At 55.1% G+C, this 19,555-nt stretch carries 15 protein-coding genes; 8 read left to right on the top strand and 7 right to left on the bottom strand.

Translation table 11 applies throughout. The features are described from left to right. Positions 1–119 precede the first annotated feature (119 nt). The 3 genes from ACAW74_RS17490 to ACAW74_RS17480 all read left to right on the top strand — a co-directional run bounded on the left by ACAW74_RS17490 (position 120) and on the right by ACAW74_RS17480 (position 3,187). Complete coding sequence (locus tag ACAW74_RS17490; protein ID WP_370699507.1) at positions 120–1,577, top strand: arginine deiminase family protein; 1,458 nt, start codon at positions 120–122, stop codon at positions 1,575–1,577. A 146-nt stretch (positions 1,578–1,723) separates the two neighbouring features. Then, entirely contained in the window at positions 1,724–2,674 is a 951-nt protein-coding gene (gene ctlX, locus ACAW74_RS17485) for a citrulline utilization hydrolase CtlX (protein ID WP_370699506.1), read from the top strand. Between the two features lie 42 nt (positions 2,675–2,716). Beyond that, on the top strand, positions 2,717–3,187 hold the full coding sequence (locus tag ACAW74_RS17480; protein WP_370699505.1) for a MarR family winged helix-turn-helix transcriptional regulator: 471 nt from the start codon (positions 2,717–2,719) through the stop codon (positions 3,185–3,187). 91 nt (positions 3,188–3,278) lie between these two features. Here the strand turns inward: ACAW74_RS17480 and ACAW74_RS17475 are convergent, their stop codons facing one another. Further along, positions 3,279–4,649: an L-serine ammonia-lyase gene (locus tag ACAW74_RS17475; RefSeq protein WP_370699504.1), complete on the bottom strand. Its 1,371-nt coding sequence runs from the start codon at positions 4,647–4,649 to the stop codon at positions 3,279–3,281. Between the two features lie 120 nt (positions 4,650–4,769). After that, complete coding sequence (locus ACAW74_RS17470; RefSeq protein ID WP_370699503.1) at positions 4,770–5,570, bottom strand: hypothetical protein; 801 nt, start codon at positions 5,568–5,570, stop codon at positions 4,770–4,772. 141 nt (positions 5,571–5,711) lie between these two features. Between ACAW74_RS17470 and ACAW74_RS17465 the strand changes: the two genes are divergently transcribed. Next, positions 5,712–6,746, top strand: coding sequence for a glycoside hydrolase family 113 (locus tag ACAW74_RS17465; RefSeq protein WP_370699502.1), 1,035 nt, complete (start codon positions 5,712–5,714; stop codon positions 6,744–6,746). 95 nt (positions 6,747–6,841) lie between these two features. Here ACAW74_RS17465 and ACAW74_RS17460 read toward each other — a convergent pair whose 3' ends face one another. From ACAW74_RS17460 to argS, 5 genes are all read right to left on the bottom strand, one after another. Continuing rightward, a complete protein-coding gene (locus tag ACAW74_RS17460; RefSeq protein WP_370699501.1) occupies positions 6,842–9,958 on the bottom strand; it encodes an efflux RND transporter permease subunit in 3,117 nt (1,038 codons plus the stop codon). Between the two features lie 96 nt (positions 9,959–10,054). Beyond that, positions 10,055–11,179, bottom strand: a complete 1,125-nt coding sequence (locus ACAW74_RS17455) for an efflux RND transporter periplasmic adaptor subunit (protein ID WP_370699500.1) — start codon at positions 11,177–11,179, stop codon at positions 10,055–10,057. Positions 11,180–11,304: 125 nt separating this feature from the next. Next, a complete protein-coding gene (locus tag ACAW74_RS17450; protein ID WP_370699499.1) occupies positions 11,305–12,198 on the bottom strand; it encodes a 1,4-dihydroxy-2-naphthoate polyprenyltransferase in 894 nt (297 codons plus the stop codon). 110 nt (positions 12,199–12,308) lie between these two features. Further along, positions 12,309–12,929 (bottom strand): glutathione peroxidase, encoded by a 621-nt coding sequence (locus tag ACAW74_RS17445; RefSeq protein WP_370699498.1) that lies wholly within the window; start codon positions 12,927–12,929, stop codon positions 12,309–12,311. 95 nt (positions 12,930–13,024) lie between these two features. After that, positions 13,025–14,845, bottom strand: a complete 1,821-nt coding sequence (gene argS, locus ACAW74_RS17440) for an arginine--tRNA ligase (RefSeq protein WP_370699497.1) — start codon at positions 14,843–14,845, stop codon at positions 13,025–13,027. A gap of 119 nt (positions 14,846–14,964) precedes the next feature. On the opposite strand from argS, the gene ACAW74_RS17435 reads away from it, so the two are divergent. The 4 genes from ACAW74_RS17435 to ACAW74_RS17420 all read left to right on the top strand — a co-directional run bounded on the left by ACAW74_RS17435 (position 14,965) and on the right by ACAW74_RS17420 (position 19,545). After that, the gene (locus tag ACAW74_RS17435) at positions 14,965–16,563 is read left to right on the top strand and encodes a hypothetical protein (protein ID WP_370699496.1); all 1,599 of its coding nucleotides are present in this window, start codon (positions 14,965–14,967) and stop codon (positions 16,561–16,563) included. 67 nt (positions 16,564–16,630) lie between these two features. Then, positions 16,631–17,887 carry a diaminopimelate decarboxylase gene (gene lysA, locus ACAW74_RS17430; RefSeq protein WP_370699495.1) on the top strand — a complete coding sequence of 419 codons (1,257 nt, stop codon included), beginning with the start codon at positions 16,631–16,633 and terminating at the stop codon, positions 17,885–17,887. A 100-nt stretch (positions 17,888–17,987) separates the two neighbouring features. Further along, on the top strand, positions 17,988–18,701 hold the full coding sequence (locus ACAW74_RS17425) for a YebC/PmpR family DNA-binding transcriptional regulator (RefSeq protein ID WP_370699494.1): 714 nt from the start codon (positions 17,988–17,990) through the stop codon (positions 18,699–18,701). 118 nt (positions 18,702–18,819) lie between these two features. Further along, positions 18,820–19,545, top strand: coding sequence for a hypothetical protein (locus ACAW74_RS17420; RefSeq protein ID WP_370699493.1), 726 nt, complete (start codon positions 18,820–18,822; stop codon positions 19,543–19,545). Positions 19,546–19,555 lie beyond the last annotated feature (10 nt).

Here is a 19,555-nt window from a genome sequence, read left to right as displayed (position 1 = left end):
ACTTCGTACAAATATCCTGCCGATTTCTGATTGGCGAACAAAACAGCGGCACATTTGGTCACAGACCGGCAGAAGCGCTTTCCTCCGTACCTTGCAGCTTTACCAACGTACCCGATTCTATGGTTACCCAGGAGATTCCCGTTGCTGCCAGTCCCATCCATGTTTCGTCTGAAATTGGCACGCTGCGTCGGCTGCTCATTCACAGCCCTGATCGTGGATTGGGCAAGGTAGTGCCCTCGAAAGCGCAGGACTGGCTTTTCGAGGACATCGTAAACCTCGACATGATGCGGCGCGACGAATACGATTACTACGTCAAACTACTGCTCTATTTCCTGGACCCCGACAAAGTGCGCGGCCGCATCGCCGACCTGGCTCCCGGCACCGATCGGGGCTTCTTCAAACCCGATGACCCTAATTACTTCGCGTCGGATAAAGTGGTTGATATTCAGGTGTTGCTGGCCGATATTCTGGCCGACGAGGTGATCCGGACGAAGCTGATCGCCGCCATTTGCGGCATTGAACGGACGTCGTTCAAAACGCAGCAAAAACTAGCCGACTACGTACCTGCCGAACTGGCTAAGATTCTGATCTCCGGCTCGTTACCCGACAAAACGATGCTGTTTGCGCCGCTGCCCAACTTTATTTTCACGCGCGACATCGGCATCGTCATCAACGATCATATTCTGCTCAATAAACCCGCCAAACAGGCACGTACCCGAGAGGCCCTGCTGACGCAGTACATCTTTTTCAACCACCGCCTGTTTGCCGACTATCGGGATAAGATCATTGAAATTCCCGACAACGAACACGCCTTTTTGCTGCCCGACAGCGACACCGCCCGCGACCTGAGCCGCGCCACCCTCGAAGGTGGCGACGTGATGATGATCGGGCCACGGCATCTGCTCATTGGCTGTAGCGAACGCACGACGCTTTATGCCGCCCAGCAGGTGATGCGGCTGGTGTTCGAGAAGAACGTGGTGGATACGGTCACGATCATCAAGATCCCGAAAAAGCGCGATTACATGCACATCGACACGGTCTTTACGCAGGTGAAACGCAACGTGTGGGTGCTGCTGGGTACGTTGGCCCGTACCGGCGACGAAGCCAAAAAGCGCGACGTGATGCACTTCTTTGCGCCCAAAGACCTGTCGGAAGACCTCAAGATCCTGCAGTTTATCAAAGGGCTGGAGCATAAACCAATCGAGATCGAAAATCTCGAAGACCTGCTTACCGACATCAGCCGCAACGACCTGGGCGCTACCGACCCTATTCAGTTTATTTATTCGGGTAACAACGAGTTTCCGTTTGGGGCCCGCGAACAATGGACCGACTCGTGCAACCTGCTGGCGCTGAAAGATGGTGTGGTGGTGGGTTACGATCGGAACGACAAAACGGCGCAGGCTTTCCGGGAGGCTGGGTTCGATGTGGTCAACGCCGCCGCGCTGCTCGACCGATTTGAGCGGGGGGAGTCGTCGCCCGAGACAATCGAAAACACGTTTATCATGCTGCCGTCTGCCGAACTAAGCCGCGCCCGCGGCGGCAGCCACTGCATGAGCCTGCCCCTGCTACGGGAGTAGTTTTTAAACGCGAAGGGCGCGAAGGTTACGCGAAGCACGCCAAGGATTTATCCAAAACATTGAAAAAAGTCTTTGCGGCCTTTGCGGAATCTTCGCGCCCTTCGCGTTTAAACCTTTATTTTTAAGCACACGATTACAACCTTCACATGCAATCACAAACTACGTCGCGCATTCTCATGATCAGGCCGGTTCGATTCGGCTTCAACGAACAGACGGCCGATTCCAACGCCTTTCAGAATCCATCGCTGGCCAGCGTAGCCGCTCAATCGACGGACTCAACTGGCGACCCGACTCAGGCCGAAGCTCAGCAGGAATTCGATGAAATGGTGCGGCAGTTGCGGGCGGCAGGTGTAGACGTGATGGTTTACAACGACTCTCCCGAACCCCATACACCCGATTCGATCTTCCCCAACAACTGGGTGTCGTTTCACTACAGCGGGACCGTTGTGTTGTACCCCATGCAGGCCGAAAACCGCCGACTCGAACGGCGGCAGGATATTATCGACGATCTGGCGCAGCGCTTCCACGTATCGCGCGTAGTCGACCTGACGCACTTCGAGCAGGAAGGTAAATTCCTGGAAGGAACAGGTAGCATGGTGCTCGACCGGATGAACCGGGTGGCCTTTGCCTGTCTGTCGGTACGTACCCACCCCGAGGTGCTGGCTGAGTTTCGCGCCCGGACCGGCTACAAAACCGTATTGTTCCACGCTGTTGATCAGAATAGTAAGCCGGTGTATCACACCAATGTGGTCATGTGTATTGGCGACACCTTTGCGGTGGTGTGTTTGCAGGCCATTCCCGACGTCGACGAACGACTGATGATCCGGCAGGAGCTCGAACGATTAGGCAAACGCGTCATCGAAATCACGATTGAGCAGATGAACGCCTTTGCCGGTAATATGCTGCTGGTGAAAACGACGAAAGGGAAAAAGCTGCTGGTGATGTCGAAGCGGGCCTACAACTCGCTGACGGAGAAGCAAATCGATATTCTCGACGATTACGCAGCGATACAGGCATTCGAACTGTCGGCGATCGAGGCGAATGGCGGCGGTTCGGCCCGCTGTATGTTGGCAGAAGTTCACCTACCGGAAAAGTAGACCGCTAAACGGATTTGGCGCCATCTTTGTTGGTGTTTTGATATGAATCCAGTTTCAACCCTTCCCGCCCCAGCAACGACGCCTTCTTCCCGTTATGGCGCCTGCCTCTTGTTTGCCTCCAATGCGCTGGCCCGCGCCGTTACCGCCATCGGTGATAGTGAGTTTGCCAAAATGGGGTTGTCCTACTCGCACGCGTACCTGCTGAACGAGGTAGCAACGTACCCAGGCCAAACACCTACTGCGTTGAGTGAGACCTTGTTTCTGTCACCTTCCACGATCACGCGGCTCGTCGAAAAGCTCGAGCTGAAAGGGCTGGTGCGGCGGCAGGCAGAAGGTAAGAATACCCTTGTGTATGCTACCGAAAAAGGCGAAGCCCTCGCCCCGGAAGTAGCCGATGCCTGGCAACAAAACTGGGTTAAGTTTGCCGAACGGCTCGGCGAGAAAGAGGCTATCGAGCTTACCCGCCTTATCTTCGCCGCCGCCGAAAAGATGGGCGAGAACCCAGACGAATAAAAGTCTTCTACGGACAACTAAGCAAAAGCCGCTGGCGTGAGATCGCTTCTCACGCCAGCGGCTTTTGCTTAGTTGTCCGTCAGCCTGCGCGTTAACACTCTGTGGCGCTGAGGGCTAGTCCTGCTTCGGAGGTTTCTTTGTATTTGGTCGACATATCGCGGCCGGTGGCTTTCATTACCTTGATGACGGCGTCCAGCGAGATCTTCTGCATACCAGGCGAGCCCGATGAGGCCAGCAAAAAGGCGTTGTACGCTTTTACGGCACCCATCGCATTCCGCTCGATACACGGAATCTGAACGTACCCACCAATGGGATCGCAGGTCATACCGAGGTGATGTTCAATCCCGATTTCGGCCGCCGCTTCGATGGCGTCGATGCCGTGGCCTGCACAATGAGTCAGGAAGGCCGCGCCCATGGCCGACGCCGTCCCGATCTCACCCATACAGCCCATTTCGGCCCCCGAAATGCTGGCATTGTGTTTCACCAGAAACCCGATCGCGGCGGCGGCCAGCATGCCCTCGCGCAGCGTGGCGCGGTCATAATGAAAATGGTGTTTAGCCAAGTACGTTAGCCCCGGAATAACGCCCGAGGCACCCGATGTCGGGGCCGTTACTACGATGCCACCCGCCGCGTTTTCTTCAGAGGCGGCCAGGCAGTAGGCATTCAGAAAAATCAGAAAACTATCGGCCGACTGGGCCAGCGACCGGGCCTGCTGGTAAAGCATCGGCGCTTTCCGCCGTAGTTTAATATTGCCCGGTAAGATGCCTTTCTGGCGCAGCCCCCGCCGAACGGCCTTGTGCATTACATCGAGCAACTGATCGAGGCGCTGGTTGATGTCGCGGCGCGATTGGCCCGTAATGGCCATTTCGTTGGCCATGAGTACCTCCGTCAGTGACAGGCCCGACCCGCTCAGGTGCGCCTTCAACTCTTTCATGGTGGTGTAAGGATAGGGCACGGTTATGGCGGCCCGGCCTTCTTCGCCGTTGGGGTCGCCCTTGCGCAGGATGAACCCTCCGCCAATGGAATAATATTCCTCTTCGGCGATCGGCTGCGTCCCGCTGCTCAAGCGCAGGACCATCGTATTGGCGTAAGGTGAATCATAACGTACCCGTTCAAAATGCAGTGACGCCGCATTGACGGGAAACGTCTTCGACCCAATCGCGACCGGGTACGTTTCGGCGGGATCGCGCAGCAGGTTCAGCAGCGCGTCGGGGTCGGTGGTGTCGGGTTGCCAGCCGAGCAGGCCCGCCACAATGGCGCGGTCGGTACCGTGACCTTTGCCCGTAGCACTCAGCGAACCATACAAATGGATGTGCAGGGTATCGGCGGCGTTGAGCTGATCGGGCGGGAGTGAGGCCATGCGCTGCACAAAATCATAGGCCGCTTTCATGGGGCCAATGGTGTGCGAACTCGACGGGCCGGGGCCGATCTTGAATAAATCAAAAACCGAGGTAGTAATCATAGTTGTTGACGAAGGTGTGCAATAATAGGCGATTCATGTCCTAAAATTGGCCACATAAAGGCATAACGACAAAAGCCCCTCCGGCAATCCAGAGGGGCCACGTATTTTGAGCGGCACAGGCTAGTCCTGCTTGATCGTCAGACTACTCATAATAAACTGACTGCGTCCGGCTGCTTTTTCTTCGGGCCAATTGAAGTTAATAGCAGGCTGAACGGGCCCCGTCACGTTTTCGAGTGGGTTGAACATCAGCGGGACCGTTTTGTGGAAAGAACTGTTGTTCTCTCCGTTGGCAACCAGATCACCTATGAAACCAAGGCGGCAAGTCCCTTTGGGTCCGTCTTTCAGATTGATTTGAAAACTGATTGTGTAGTACACGTTTGCCTTTAACTGACAGACTGGGATTCGGGTGCTGGACGAATTGTAGTCCTGCAACGCGTATAGCATGCCGTTCTCTTCCATCTCCAAGCGGATGAACGGCGACCCCATCTGGTTGTTCAGGTCAATAAGCATAGGGTCCATGAAATTGTCGAACTTCCCAACCAGCAGGTAATTGATCGTCTTGGAAAAATTACCCGTTGTTACGCCGCTGAAAGTAAGCCAGGTGGTATGCCCGGACGTACTCGTACTACCCTCCACAGGCTTACTGCTAATCGATAAGGCTTTGTCAGTTGAAGACTGATTGTCGGGTTCGAATTTAACAATACGTAGTCTCGATTCGATTTGGGGGATGTAGGTGATGGCATCACCCGCTGGTTCGCCCGGAATATTTTTTGTCGGGAGTTGACCGATGGCTTCACTGGTAAACTCGTCGCGGAGCAGGTACGTAGGCGAACAGGCGAACTGAAGTAATCCGGCACATAGGGCCATAGCCCTTAAGCTGTATTTGACTGTCGACAAACGGAATGTGAATTGTGAGTTCATAATTGATAATGAATTGTTATTGTGGATGAGATTGGAAGTAAGCAACTTGCTGAAACAAAAGTAGCGGGGCCAACTACGGGCCGTTACCCCATAATCGTGGGATTCAGCACTCTCATCCGATGCCAGACAGTGACCATGCCCATGCGATACCCTACACTACTATGGCTGTTGGCTGGCTGGCTGCTTGCCCACTGCCAGGCACAGCCGCCCTACGTCTACGTCGGCAAAAAAATGAAGGGGGCCAACCTGGTGGCTCCGCCTCAGAAACCGTCTGATTCTACGCTGGGTACGTTACATGCCGATGGGGGCGACTGGGTGGCGGTGGTGCCCTATGGCTTTTGCCGGAAAGACACACCGCATTTTTACTGGCATGGCAACCCGCCGCCCGGCCGCCGGCAGATGGGGCAGTGGTGGGGCGAGACTCCGGCGGGTGTAGCCGAAACGATACAGATGGCCCGAGCGCAAAAGTTGAAGGTGATGCTCAAGCCGCACGTCTGGATGATGGGCGGCTCGCACCTCGATCTGGCGTTTGAGCAGGAAGCCGACTGGCTATCGTTCGAGGCCGACTACCGTGGGTACGTGCTGCACAATGCCCACCTCGCCGATTCGCTGGGGGTCGATCTGCTGTGCATCACCACCGAGCTGGATCGGTTTGCCCTAAGCCGCCCCGCCTTCTGGACGAAACTGATCGACGACGTGCGAAAGGTGTATAAAGGCAAACTGACCTATGCCGCCAACTGGGACCGTTACCCGCAGCTGCCGTTCTGGAATCAGCTCGATTACATCGGGGTTGATGCTTATTTTCCGCTGTCGGACGCCACGACGCCGTCGGAGAAAGCGATGGTTCGGGGCTGGAAAAAACCGCTGGCCGAATTGGAAGCGCTTAGCCGAAAATACCAGAAACCGATCCTGTTCACTGAGTTTGGGTACCGTGCCTGTAACGGCACGGCTGCCCGGCCCTGGGAGTCGGAAACCGATTGTGTACCCAATCCGCAGGCACAAGCCAATGCCTACGCGGCACTGCACGAGGCCGTTTGGGGGCAGCCGTGGTTTGCAGGCGGCTTTCTCTGGAAGTGGTTCATGAACGACCATCACGGCCACCGCGAACGCGACAGCTTCAGCCCACAAAACAAACCCGCCGAAGCAGTGCTCCGGCGGGTTTGGGAAGAGAAATAGGTTCAAGGTTCAATGGCCAAGGTCCAACGTGGCTGACGCGTCTTCTTTTTGCGTCAGCCACGTTGGACCTTGGCTATTGAACCTTGAACGCCAGTTTACACCGCTTCTGCGGATTCTTTCTCCAGTTGCTTCTGATCGGGAGACTCGCCAATGGGCTGACTGGGCTTACGGCGCGACATGAAAATGTACATGGCCGGGATAACGAACAACGTCAGTATCAGCGAGAACATAAGACCACCTACGATCACGACACCCAGCGGAACGCGGCTCTTCGAGGCCGAACCCAGCGCGAGCGCCAGCGGCAGTGCGCCGAAGGCTGCTACGAGTGTGGTCATCAGAATCGGACGAAGGCGCATCGCTGCCGACTCAAGGGCGGCGGCCACTTTGGTCTTGCCTTCGGCCATTTGCTCGTTGGCAAATTCGACGATCAAAATCCCGTTTTTCGTGACCAGCCCCACCAGCACGATAATCCCAATCTGACTAAAGATATTGAGCGTCTGATTGAACAGCCAGAGTGAGAAGACCGCACCCGCCAGTGCTAGCGGCACCGTCAGCATGATAATGAACGGATCGACAAACGAGTCGAACTGCGCCGCCAGAATCAGGTATACCAGAATGAGCGCGAGGGCAAAGGCGAACAGTGTATTCGATGAGCTTTCCGAGAAGTCACGCGACGAACCTGTCAGGGACGTCTGGAAAGTGGGGTCGAGCACGCGGGCGGCAATCGCCTGCATGGCTGCTACGCCATCACCGACAGTCTTGCCCGGCGCAAGGCCCGCCGATACCGTTGCCGATTTGAAACGGTTATAGTGATATACCTGCGGCGGGCTGCTCACTTCATTGAACCGGACCACGTTGTCGAGCGGAATCAGCTCCTGCCGGTTGTTGCGGACGTAGAAGGTGCGCAGATCAGTCGGTTCATCGCGGTTTTCGCGGTCAACCTGCCCAATCACCTGATACTGCTTCCCGTTCATCAGGAAGTAGGCCAGACGCCGGTTGCTGAGTGCCAGTTGGAGCGTATTCGATACGTCGAGCACCGATACGCCAAGGTCCGTCGCTTTCTCGCGGTCAACGCTGATGTTGAGTTCAGGCTTGTTGAACTTCAGGTCGACGTCGACGTTCTGGAACGTCGGATCTTTCTGCGCTTCTTCGAGGAACTGCGGCAGTTTCTCGCGCAGCTTGTCAAAACTCAGGTTTTGCAGTACAAACTGCACCGGCAATGATGAGCCTGACCGGCCACCCGTCGAAATGGTCTGTTCCTGCGTGGGGAACATCTTGGCGTCCGTAAACTTCCTAAAGTTCTTGGTCAGGTTGTCGACAATCTGCTGTTGCGATCGGGTTCGCTCATTGGCGTCTTTCAGGTTAACGAACACGAAGCCCGAGTTGACAGCCCCCGCTCCTGAATTACCTGGTGCTACTACACTGAAAGTCAGCTTGGTTTCCGGGATGGAGTCGAGCACCAGCCGTGTTACGCGGTCGGCAATGCCCGACATTGCTTCGTAGCTTGTGCCTTCCGGCGCCGTGATGGGAATCCGAATCCGGCCACGGTCTTCCAGCGGGGCTAACTCTGATTTCAGAGTGGCTCCCAGTCCAAATACCAGCGCCAGACAGGCCACCATCATGGCCCAGGCCCAGCGGCGTTTCTTCAAAAAGCTGCCGAGCGAGTTGCGGTACGTGGTATCGAGCCATTGAAAGAAAGGCTCGGTTTTGCGATAAAACCAGGACTCACCGTGTGTTTTGGACGTCAGTTTTACGCTTAGTACGGGCGTCAACGTCAGGGATACGAAGGCTGAAATCAAAACGGCTCCGGCTACGACAATCCCAAACTCCCGGAAGAGACGACCCACAAAGCCCTGAAGGAAAATGATGGGCAGAAACACGATCGCCAGCGTAATCGAGGTGGCGATTACCGCGAAGAAAATCTCTTCAGACCCTTCTTTGGCAGCGCGCTCGGGCTCCATGCCCTTTTCGATCTTTTTGAAGATGTTCTCCGTAACCACAATGCCGTCATCGACCACGAGGCCCGTTGCTAGCACAATCCCTAACAGTGTTAAGATATTGATACTGAAGTCGGCAACATACATGATAAAGAAGGCACCGATCAGCGAAACCGGGATATCAATCAGTGGCCGGAAAGCGATGAGCCAGTCGCGGAAGAAGAAGTAAATGACCAATACCACCAGCACGAACGAGATCAGCAGCGTTTCTTCTACTTCCTCGATGGCCTTGCGGATGAAAGTACTCCGGTCGATGCCGACACTGACGATCAAATCTTTCGGCAGGTCTTTCTTGATCTGATCCAGGCGTTTGTAGAACTCATCGGCAATATCGACGTAGTTGGCGCCCGGCTGCGGAATCAGTACGAGAATGACCCCCTGTACGCCGTTCTGTTTCGACGAAGTTTCTTCGTTTTCTGGCCCCAGCGTGGCGTAGCCCACGTCGCGCAGACGCAGGATCTGCTGATTGGTCTGGCGTAGAATCAGGTTGTTGAAGTCGTCTTCGGTCGTCAGACGACCCACCGATTTTACCGTGAGTTCGGTATTGTTGCCGTAGATTTTCCCGCCGGGTAGTTCAACGTTCTGCGCCTGCAACGCCGCCTGAATGTCCTGCACCGTCATCTGGTAAGCCGCCAGCTTGGCTGGGTCGATCCACATCCGCATAGCGTAGCGCTTCAACCCGAAGATATTCACCTGCGATACCCCCGGAATGGTTTGCAGCCGCTCCTGAAGCACGTTTTCGGCGTAGTCCGATAATTGCATCGGGTTACGCGTCGTGCTCTGGATCGGCATGAAAATGATGGGGTCCGAGTTGGCGTCGGCCTTGGTTACCACGGGCGGCGCGTCAATGTCCTGCGGAAGCAGTCGCTGTGCCTGCGACACTTTATCGCGCACGTCGTTGGCGGCCCGTTCCAGGTCGGTGTCGAGGTTGAATTCGACCGTGATGTTGCTGCTTCCCAGCGCGGAGTTGGACGAGATCGTGCGGATACCCTCGATGCTGTTCAGCGTCTTTTCGATGGGCTCGGTGATCTGCGACTCAATAATTTCGGGGTTGGCGCCGGTATAGCTCGTCCTGACCGAGATAACCGGTGGGTCGATGGCCGGGTACTCACGTACCCCCAGGAAGGTGTACCCGATAACCCCAAACAGCACAATCACGATGGACATCACCATCGCGAAGACCGGGCGTTTTAAGGAGAGAGAAGAAAGACTCATAAGTTGAGGTTCAAGGTTTGACGTCTACTGTTTAACGTTTACGCTGTCAGGTAGAGCCACGTTAAACAGCAGACGTCAAACCTTAAACGTAAAAGGTTAGCTGCTGACTTTGACCACTTTAACCGGGCCGTCTTTCTTCACAAAAAGCAGACCTGACGTGACAACGGTATCGCCGGGAGCAAGGCCCGACGTAATCTGGATGTTGCTCTTATCCCGAATCCCCGTCTGTACATCGACAAACGTGGCTTTTCCATTGCGAACCACCACCACTTGCTTACCGCGTGTCTGCGGAAGTAACGCTTGTGAGGGGATTGTGAGTGCCCGTTCTTCGCGGAAGGTAAGATTTACTTTTGCAAACGAGCCGGGACGTAACTCAGGGCTGGTGTTGGCAACCCGCGCCCGGATACGAAGACTACGCGTGGCCACGTCCACATCCGGCTCAACCGCGTAAATCTGACCCGTGAAGTTGGTTTGGCTACCGTCGAGCGTAAAGCTCACCCGCTCGCCCGACTTGACCGAGCGGCTGTAACGTTCGGGCACCGTAAAGTCGAGTTTCATGGGATTCAATTGCTGAAGCCGGGTGATGAGCGTCTGCGGGGTGACGACCGCGCCGGGGCTCACATTTCGAATGCCGATAACCCCCGAGAAGGGTGCTCTGATTTCGGTGCGGCGCAGGGCGGCTTTTGTCAGGTCGATGTCGGCCAAGGCTCCTTTCAGGTTCGTGACGATGATGTCATATTCCTGCTGGCTGATACCACCGCGCTGCAACAGTTGCTTGTTCCGTTCTTCGGTGCGTTGGGCGTTTTCCTGCACCACCCGAAACTTCTGGAGTTGGGCCTGCAAGTCGCCGTCGTAAATCTTGATCAACAGCGCTCCCTTAGCGACGGGCTGTCCTTCGCGGATGTTCATCTCAACGATCCGGCCAGCGATTTCCGGGTAAATGTCGACCTGCTCATTAGCCACAAGCGAACCGGTGGCCACCACCGCATTGGCGATGAGTTTAGGAACGACTACGTAGGCATTGACATTGGTGGGGCCGCTAGCGCCCGGTCCACCGGGACCGCCTTTGCCACCTTTAGCCGAACCGCCAGCGGCTGGCGCACCGCCTCCGCCACCCCCGCCCGGACCACCGGCGCCTGGGGCTGGGTTTAGAATTTTGTTATACACAATGAGGCCCCCCAGGACCACGACTACGAGCACAATGGCAATCCAGCGTTTCAAAGTTTATTAAGTTGAGGTTTTAATAAGGTAAACCGCAAATACACGAAGGTTTACGCAATGGGTGGAAAGATTTTTACGATAAAAACCATCCGTCCCCGTTTGGTACCCGATACGCGCACCGTGATCTATAAAAGTAAGCCCACACCGAACAGGATCACAAACAGCAGCGTCGATATAGCGAGCTGCCCGAGTCGGGGATTTAGTTCAGCTGGGTTGGTGTGCTGTGCAATGGCGCGCCCGTTGAGCACAAACAGCGGAAAAGCAAGCAGGTACAGAAAGTCGGTCGCGTCGGCTGCGGTCAGCACAGAATAAATCACTGCACAAATCATACCTGATCCTAACAGCAGCCAGTGATAGCGAATGGCTCCCGGCCGACCTAGCCGGACCGGAATTGAGTTCTTGCCGGTTTTGGCGTCGGTTTCGATATCGCGGATGTTGTTGATGTTCAGAACACCCGTGGCAAAGAAGCCAACACTGCTCGCTGGTAGTAACAACGCCCAACTCACCGATTGCGTATGTAAAAAGAACGTACCCAGCACGCCCACCCAACCAAAAAAGAGCAACACGGCAATGTCGCCGTAGCCGGCATAGCCGTAGGGACGCTTGCCATTGGTATACGCGACCGCCGCCCCGATGCACAGCAGGCCCAGCATCAGAAAAGCCCAGAACAGCCACGCACCAGCCTGCCGGGTAGCCTCGACCAGCAACCAGACGCCCGACACCAGCGACAACGTACCTGAGAGGTACATGGCCCGGCGCATGGCTTCTTTCGTAATATCGCCCGTGGCTACGGCTCGCCGGGGACCAACGCGCTCGGGCGTATCTTTCCCCGAAATGGCATCGCCATAGTCGTTGGCAAAATTGGAGAGAACCTGTAAGCAGATGGTTGTCAGGGCTGCGAGCGCAAACGTCAGCCAGCTAAACCGACCGGCTGCGGCCGCCAGAAAACTACCAAGAATAATGCTGGCCAACGCCAGCGGCAATGTGCGCGGTCGAGCCGCCGCCAGCCAAGCTTTCAAGGTCTGTTCAATGTTTAACGTTCAGCGTTTAACGTTGTTTCGTTGGGTCGGTAGCATCTAACAAGAGGCGACGCAACCTTAGACGTTGAACATCAAACGTTGAACTGCTTTTAAATCCCAATTGCTTTTTTGAAAGCCGGATCGTTGGGTTTGACGCCCGAGGCAAAGAAATGGGTGAGTTTGCCCGTTTCGTCGACGACATACTTGCAGAAATTCCAACCGGGGGCCTGCTCGTTCCAGCCGTTCAGCGATTTGGTCGTCAGCCATTTATAGAGCGGGGCCTGATTGGTACCCACCACGTCGACTTTCTCAAACATCGGGAACGTCACGCCGTAATTCTTCTGGCAGAACGAGGCAATCTCTTCATTGCTACCCGACTCCTGATTGGCAAAGTTGTTAGCCGGAAAACCCAGTACGACCACTTTGTCTTTGTTCGCTTCGTAAAACGCTTCCCAGTCGGCATATTGTGGGGTGTACCCACACTTCGAGGCCGTATTCATGATAACCACTTTCTTGCCTTTATACTGGCTCAGCGCGACCGGCTGCCCCGAAAGGCTGTTTACCGTAAAATCGTAGAGCGATTTGGCCGGAGCGGCTTCCAGCGTAGCCGGGGCCGACAGGGCTTCCTCTTTGTCACTGAAAACGTGTTTGATGAGGCGCGAAAAGGACATAGTGCTGATGAGAATAACGACAGCCGCGGCTGCCAGGGTGAATTTTGTTGAGCGACGCATCGGGCGTTTGGGGTTTGACTTTGTACAGACAGTGAACGGAATAGCTAAATCGAAGCACAACGTCGGCCTGAAAACGCCAAACGTCAACCACAACGTTACATTTTCTCAGGTACGTCGATGCCTAATAACCCCATGCCGTGACGGATGGTTTCGGCTACTTTGGCCGATAGAAGCAGTCGGAAATGGGTCTTGACCGGATCCGGCTCCGACAGGATCGACACCTCGGCAAACAGCCGGTTGTAGGCTTTGGCCAAATCATAGACGTACTGAGCAATGTAGGAGGGGGCATAGTTGGTGCCGGCCTCCCGCACGCGCAACGGATATTGCCCCAGCAGCACGATCACGTCTTGCTCGGTTTCGTGCAGCGGCGCGGCAGCTTCGTCGACGGCGCCGGTCGTTGCCAGACCGGCCTCTTCGGCTTTTCGCAACACCGACCGAATCCGGGCGTGGGTGTACTGGATAAACGGCCCCGTGTGCCCATGCACATCCACCGACTCTTCGGGGTTGAAGAGCATGCGTTTCTGCGGGTCAACTTTCAACAGGTAATACTTCAGCGCGCCCAGCCCGATCATGTGGAAGAGGGCCTGCTTTTCGGCTTCAGTAAACTCATCGAGCTTGCCTTTCGCGGCCTGATCGGCGGCTTCGGCCGCCACCTGCGCCACTTCGGCCACCAGATCGTCGGCATCGACAACCGTACCCTCGCGCGACTTCATTTTACCCGATGGCAGATCAACCATGCCGTAGCTAAGGTGATAACAACCTTCGGCGTAGGGCCGACCGAGCCGTTTCATGATGGCGAATAGCACCTTGAAGTGGTAATCCTGCTCGTTACCCACTACCCAAATGGAGCGGTTCGAGTGGAAGTCGTTGAACTTAAGGTCGGTGGTGCCCAGATCCTGCGTGATATAAACCGAGGTGCCATCGCCACGCAAAACAAGCTTCTGATCCAGTCCCTCGTCGGTGAGGTCGATCCAGACCGATTTATCGTCTTTCTGGTAGAAAACTCCCTTTTGCAGGCCTTCGTCAACGACATCTTTACCCAGCAGGTACGTGTCGGATTCGTAATAGGTCTTGTCGAAGCTGACGCCAATCTTTTTGTACGTTTCGGCAAAACCGGCATACACCCAACTGTTCATCTGCGACCACAACGCAACCGTCTCGGCATCGCCCTGTTCCCACTTCCGCAACATCGCCTGCGCTTCCTGCATCAGAGGGGCCTGTTTTTCGGCAACCTCCTGCGCCATGCCACCAGCCACCAACGTACCTACTTCGGCTTTGTAGGCTTTATCGAACAGCACGTAATATTTCCCGATCAGCTTATCGCCTTTGAGGCCCGACGATTCGGGTGTCTCGAACGTACCGTCGGCCTGTTGCCCAAACTTCTGATACGCCAGCATCGACTTACAGATGTGAATGCCCCGGTCATTGACCAGACACGCCTTGGTGACGTCGTAACCATTGGCGGCGAGAATCCGGCTCACCGAATCACCCAGGAAGTTGTTGCGCAGGTGGCCCAGGTGCAGCGGCTTATTGGTGTTGGGTGACGAAAACTCGACCAGTACCCGGTTGCCCGCTCCCGGTTCGCTCGTGGCGGGTGCCGTGCCGAAGTTGGGCGTGGCGGCAATGCCGTTCAGCGACTGAATGTAGGCCGCGTCGGAGAGGCTGATGTTCAGGAATCCCTGCACCACATTGAAACCACTCACCAGCGGGCTGTGCTGCTGCAACCACTCGCCAAGGGCCTGCCCGATGGCCACGGGGGGCTTGCGCAGGGCTTTCGTAAGCCCGAACGTAACGAAGGTGTAGGTGCCTTCAAACTCTTTCTTGGTGGGTTGTAGGGGAATATCATCGACCGTTGTGTCGTAAACGGCCTGAATGGCTTGCTGAATGGCAGTACTAAGCGCGACTTGTAAATCCATGTGTTGATTACGCCCATCAGGGTGGGGGCAATAGGCCGCAAAAGTACGAAATGCGGCCAGATTTGGGCAATTGGCGGGCAAGATGTAGCTTCGGGTTATGGGCCAATGCCTACGACTGCATGCGTTCTCTGTTAACCATCTTACTTATCGCCTGCGGATGGCCCGCTCTGGCGCAACTCACCCACACCACGCGGCTGGAGTTGCCCGTCACGCCAACGTGGACCGAAAAATATGCCCTGCTGCCCCTCGGTGAGCGCGGCGGGCTAGTGGCCTACCACCGTGTCGATGACTATTCGCGACAGCCGCATCAGTTCCGGTTCATCCGAATCGATACCGCGCTGGCCACCCGCTGGGCGTTTGAGTTTAAACTGCCTGACAAATATGTGCCCATGCAAACCTTCGACAATGAGCAGTATTTGTTTCACCTCTATAGCCAGCCCAATTCCGAGAAGATTGCGGTCATGCGCCTGAATCTGGAAGATGGCGCGATCGAGTTTTACGACGGGCAAATGCCGTCCGGGCTGGATATCAGTCAGTTTAAGGTGATGGGCAACGTGGCTTATCTGTCGGGTTATTACCGGTCGCGGCCGGTGGTGATGGCGTTCTCGTTGTTTGACCGGAGTTTCCGGATTTTCCAGGGGCTGTACGTCAACCATATGGAGTTGGGCAGCATGGAAGTCGATCCGTTTCGGCAGGAAGTGCACGTACTGACGCATTCGCCTAAAAAACGCTGTCAGTTTGCCGTCCGCTCGTATTCGCCTGACGGGAAGCCGCTTCGGATCATCGAGTATGATGGATTGCAACAAAGCCTGATTACCGGGAAAATTCTGCCGATCAGCGCCGACGAATCGCTGTTGGTGGGCAACTACTCCGCCGATTGTACGCCCTATTCGCAGGGAATTTACATCACCCGTATTTACCACAATGAAACCGGGAAGATGACCGTCAGGACCGACCGGGGCGAGGCGATCCGCTACTTCGACTTCTCGAAGCTGAAGAATTTCTTTAATTACATGAACCCGAAGCGGCAGCAAAAGCTATTGGCGCGTGTGCTGAAACGCCGACAGTTGGGTAAAGATTACAAATTTCATTACCGGCTGCTGGTGCACGAGCTGATGCCGACGCCCACGGGGCTACGGGTAGCGGCGGAGGTCTATTTCCCACAATACAAGAGTTCGCCTTCATCGATGTTCTACAACCGGAATCTCCTGCTGAACTCGATGAGCAGTGCGGCTCCCTTCTATTCGTACACGCCCCGCCCAGCCATCGACCGGTCATCGGTGGGCTACCAGTATACGCATGCGTTTATCTGCGAATTTGACCGGCAGGGGAATCTGGTCTGGGATAATTGCCTGCCCATCAAGGAATTAACCGACATCGCGCTGAGCCAGAAAGTGCAAGTGCTGTCGAATGACGAGCAGGTGGTGCTGGCCTACACGAAAGACGCCCAGATTACCACGCAACTCATTGAGCGCGACTCGGTATTGCGTGCCGACGAGCCGATAAAAATGCAGACTGGCCTGGATACAGAAAAAGTATTGTCGAGCGCCGAAGATGCCGTACAGGCGTGGTACGGACCTCATTTTGTGGCCACGGGCTATCAGAAAATCATTCCGCCCCGTGGCAGCAATCGTCTGCCGCGCGATGTGTTTTACCTGAACAAGCTGCGTTACAATACGGCCCCTACTGCCCCTGTACAGGCACAAAAGGGAAACTGACCACCCGCAGACAGCAAGCATCTGTACGGCGAAACTGCGTATATTTGCGGCCTGTTTTCGGTTTATCATGCATTCGCAACAGCAATCACCTTATCAGATTCAGGGTCTCCATACGCTAGCCATTGCTCAGGAGTTTGGCCTGCCGCTCTACGTGTACGACGCGGCAAAAATCAGTGAGAAAATCGAGTTGTTTCGCTCGTCATTCCAGGGCGTAAACCTTAAGATAAAATACGCCGCCAAGGCCCTGACTAACCTGTCGATTCTGAAGCTGATGCGGATGCAGGGGGTTGATGTCGACGTAGTGTCGGTCAATGAGGCTCGGCTGGCGATGCTGGCTGGGTACGTACCCAGCCAGATTATGTACACTCCCAGCGGGAACTCGTGGGCGGAAATTCAGCGTGCCATCGACATGGGGCTGCGAATCAACGTCGACAGCCTGCCGTTGCTGGAGCAGATCGGTCAAGTCTACGGCTCAACCGTTTCCCTCTGCCTGCGCATTAACCCCAGCGTAGCCGATGGCGGCAATATCAAAATCCAGACGGGGCACGCTAACTCGAAATTTGGTATTCCGAATGACTACCGCCAGCAGATCGTCGGGCTGGTGAGCCAGTATGCGCTCAATATCGTTGGGCTGCACGTGCACACCGGCTCCGATTTCAAAGATGCTCACACGTTCCTGAGCGGGGCTAATGTGCTGTTCGAGATGGCTGCCGATTTCCCTGATCTGCAATTTATCGATTTTGGCAGCGGCTTCAAAGTGGCTTACCGCGAAGGCGATTACGTGACCGATATGGCCGATCTCGGCGCCAAAGTGTCGGCGGCGTTCGGGGCGTTCTGCGATCGGTATGGTCGCGAGCTCGAACTTTGGTTTGAGCCGGGTAAATTCCTCGTCAGCGAAGCCGGGCATTTGCTCGTAGGGGTAAACGTGGTGAAACAGAACCCCACACGTACCTTCGTACAGGTCGATTCGGGTTTGAACCACCTCATTCGGCCCATGATGTACGACGCCTGGCACGACATCGTGAACGTATCGAACCCCGACGGCGCGCCTACGCTTTACGACGTAGTTGGCTATATCTGCGAAACCGACACCTTCGCTACAGACCGGATGCTGCCGCAGGTACGTATGGGCGACGTGCTCTCCATCGAAAATGCGGGTGCTTACGGATACAGCATGGCCTCTAACTACAACCTCCGCGAACGGCCGGCCGAAGTGCTCGTGCTGGACGGCGAGGCCCACCTCATCCGTCGGCGTGACACCTTCGAAGACCTGACGCGCGGCATGGTGGACGTACCTGAACTAGCAACAGTTGAAACTATATAAGAGCTGGTTTAAAGTTCAAAGGCCAAGGTTCAACGTGCGCAACGAAGCAATTGGCGATACCTTTGGACATTGAACTTTAGACCTTGAACCTGTTTGAAAAATGGGACGCGCATTTGAATACCGGAAAGCCCGAAAAATGAAGCGGTGGGGGCAGATGGCCAAAACCTTCACCCGTATTGGTAAAGACATTGTGATTGCTGTAAAAGCAGCTGGCCCCGACCCCGACACCAACGGACGGCTCCGCGCGGTGATTCAGAACGCCAAAGCGGCCAACATGCCGAAGGAGAACGTGGAGCGGGCGATCAAGAAAGCATCGTCGAAAGAGCAGGAAGACTACAAAGAGATCGTCTACGAAGGCTACGCACCGCATGGTGTGGGCATCGTGATCGAAACCGCTACCGACAACCTCAATCGTACCGTAGCCAACATCCGCAGCTATTTCAACAAGCTGGGCGGTAGCCTGGGTACGCAGGGGATGCTCGATTTTATGTTCACCCGCAAATCGGTGTTCCGGATTACGGCCGAGGGCGTCGATATGGACGAACTGGAACTGGAGCTGATCGACTTTGGCGCCGACGAACTGGAGTTTGACGAAGAAGCCAATCAGATCGTGATCTATGGCGATTTTACAGCCTTCGGCGCGCTCCAAAAACACCTCGAAGAAGCTGGTTACGAGCTAAAAGGGGCCGAGTTTGAGCGGATTCCTACCGACTATAAAGAGTTAACCGACGAACAGGTTGCCGACGTTGAGAAGCTCATCGAGCGCATCGAAGAAGATGACGATGTGCAGATGGTGTATCATAACATGAAGTAGGTCAAAATGATAGGTTTGCCATTTAATAAATGGCACGCTCACGAACACACATTTTTCAGTAATTCGTTAACCGCAGGCTGACCTAATTCAGACCTGCGGTTACTTATTTCTGGCCGTGTTGCAAATTACCTTAACCTCAGCCGACGAGTTATCGCCCACGCAAATCGGGGCGCTCCAGACCCTCATGCAACAGGCCGGCTTTGCAGTTGATGGGGCCTACCTGCAAAACGTACACCTGGCTCATTCGCCTACGATTGTTATGGCGCATCGCGACGGGCAGTTGCTGGGTTTTCAAACGTACAATCTATACCGTATACAGACGCCCTTTTTTAAAGGAAAAATTCCGTTCGTCTTTGGAGGACTGGCATTTCAGGATAACCAGTTGGCTGGTCGGGGGCTAAGCTACCGAATGAGCCGATTTTATATGCAGCAAACCCTGGGGCGATTATTCTTTCTGCGCCGGTATGCCTTTGCCATTTGCACGCCCACACCCCGCCTGATCCAGATCATGTCGGTACAACACCAACTGATTCATTTCAGGAACGGCCTGCTTACACCAGCGATTGTGCAGTTTGCCCAGCAGTTCATGCGCGACGTTCGCCGGGTCAACGATCCGATCGATGATCAACTGGTCGTTCACGGTAAACCCGTGGAAGCCGATATTACAGCAACGTGGGCCACGTCGTTTCGAGCCAGTAAAGATGACTATAATAAAATGGCGTTTGACGCTGGTATCATTCGGCAAAAGGGTGACCAATTTTTGTTAACCGGAAATTACTTATTGCTACTCGGACGTACCTCCGCCTTACACATGGTACAATCCTTCCGCAAATTCCGAAAATAAACTGGTTGGG

The sequence above is a fragment of the Fibrella musci genome, assembly GCF_041321105.1.
GTDB classification, from domain to species: Bacteria; Bacteroidota; Bacteroidia; order Cytophagales; family Spirosomataceae; genus Fibrella; species Fibrella musci.
This window is presented reverse-complemented; position numbering and strand designations above follow the sequence as displayed.

Excerpts from the sequence above, each read along its gene's own strand:
- ACAW74_RS17480 (WP_370699505.1), top strand. The coding sequence starts at position 2,717 with ATGAATCCAGTTTCAACCCTTCCCGCCCCAGCAACGACGCCTTCTTCC.
- ctlX (WP_370699506.1), top strand. The coding sequence starts at position 1,724 with ATGCAATCACAAACTACGTCGCGCATTCTCATGATCAGGCCGGTTCGA.
- ACAW74_RS17460 (WP_370699501.1), bottom strand. The coding sequence starts at position 9,958 with ATGAGTCTTTCTTCTCTCTCCTTAAAACGCCCGGTCTTCGCGATGGTG.
- ACAW74_RS17470 (WP_370699503.1), bottom strand. The coding sequence starts at position 5,570 with ATGAACTCACAATTCACATTCCGTTTGTCGACAGTCAAATACAGCTTA.
- argS (WP_370699497.1), bottom strand. The coding sequence starts at position 14,845 with ATGGATTTACAAGTCGCGCTTAGTACTGCCATTCAGCAAGCCATTCAG.
- ACAW74_RS17435 (WP_370699496.1), top strand. The coding sequence starts at position 14,965 with ATGCGTTCTCTGTTAACCATCTTACTTATCGCCTGCGGATGGCCCGCT.
- ACAW74_RS17445 (WP_370699498.1), bottom strand. The coding sequence starts at position 12,929 with ATGCGTCGCTCAACAAAATTCACCCTGGCAGCCGCGGCTGTCGTTATT.
- ACAW74_RS17475 (WP_370699504.1), bottom strand. The coding sequence starts at position 4,649 with ATGATTACTACCTCGGTTTTTGATTTATTCAAGATCGGCCCCGGCCCG.
- ACAW74_RS17465 (WP_370699502.1), top strand. The coding sequence starts at position 5,712 with ATGCGATACCCTACACTACTATGGCTGTTGGCTGGCTGGCTGCTTGCC.
- lysA (WP_370699495.1), top strand. The coding sequence starts at position 16,631 with ATGCATTCGCAACAGCAATCACCTTATCAGATTCAGGGTCTCCATACG.
- ACAW74_RS17425 (WP_370699494.1), top strand. The coding sequence starts at position 17,988 with ATGGGACGCGCATTTGAATACCGGAAAGCCCGAAAAATGAAGCGGTGG.
- ACAW74_RS17490 (WP_370699507.1), top strand. The coding sequence starts at position 120 with ATGGTTACCCAGGAGATTCCCGTTGCTGCCAGTCCCATCCATGTTTCG.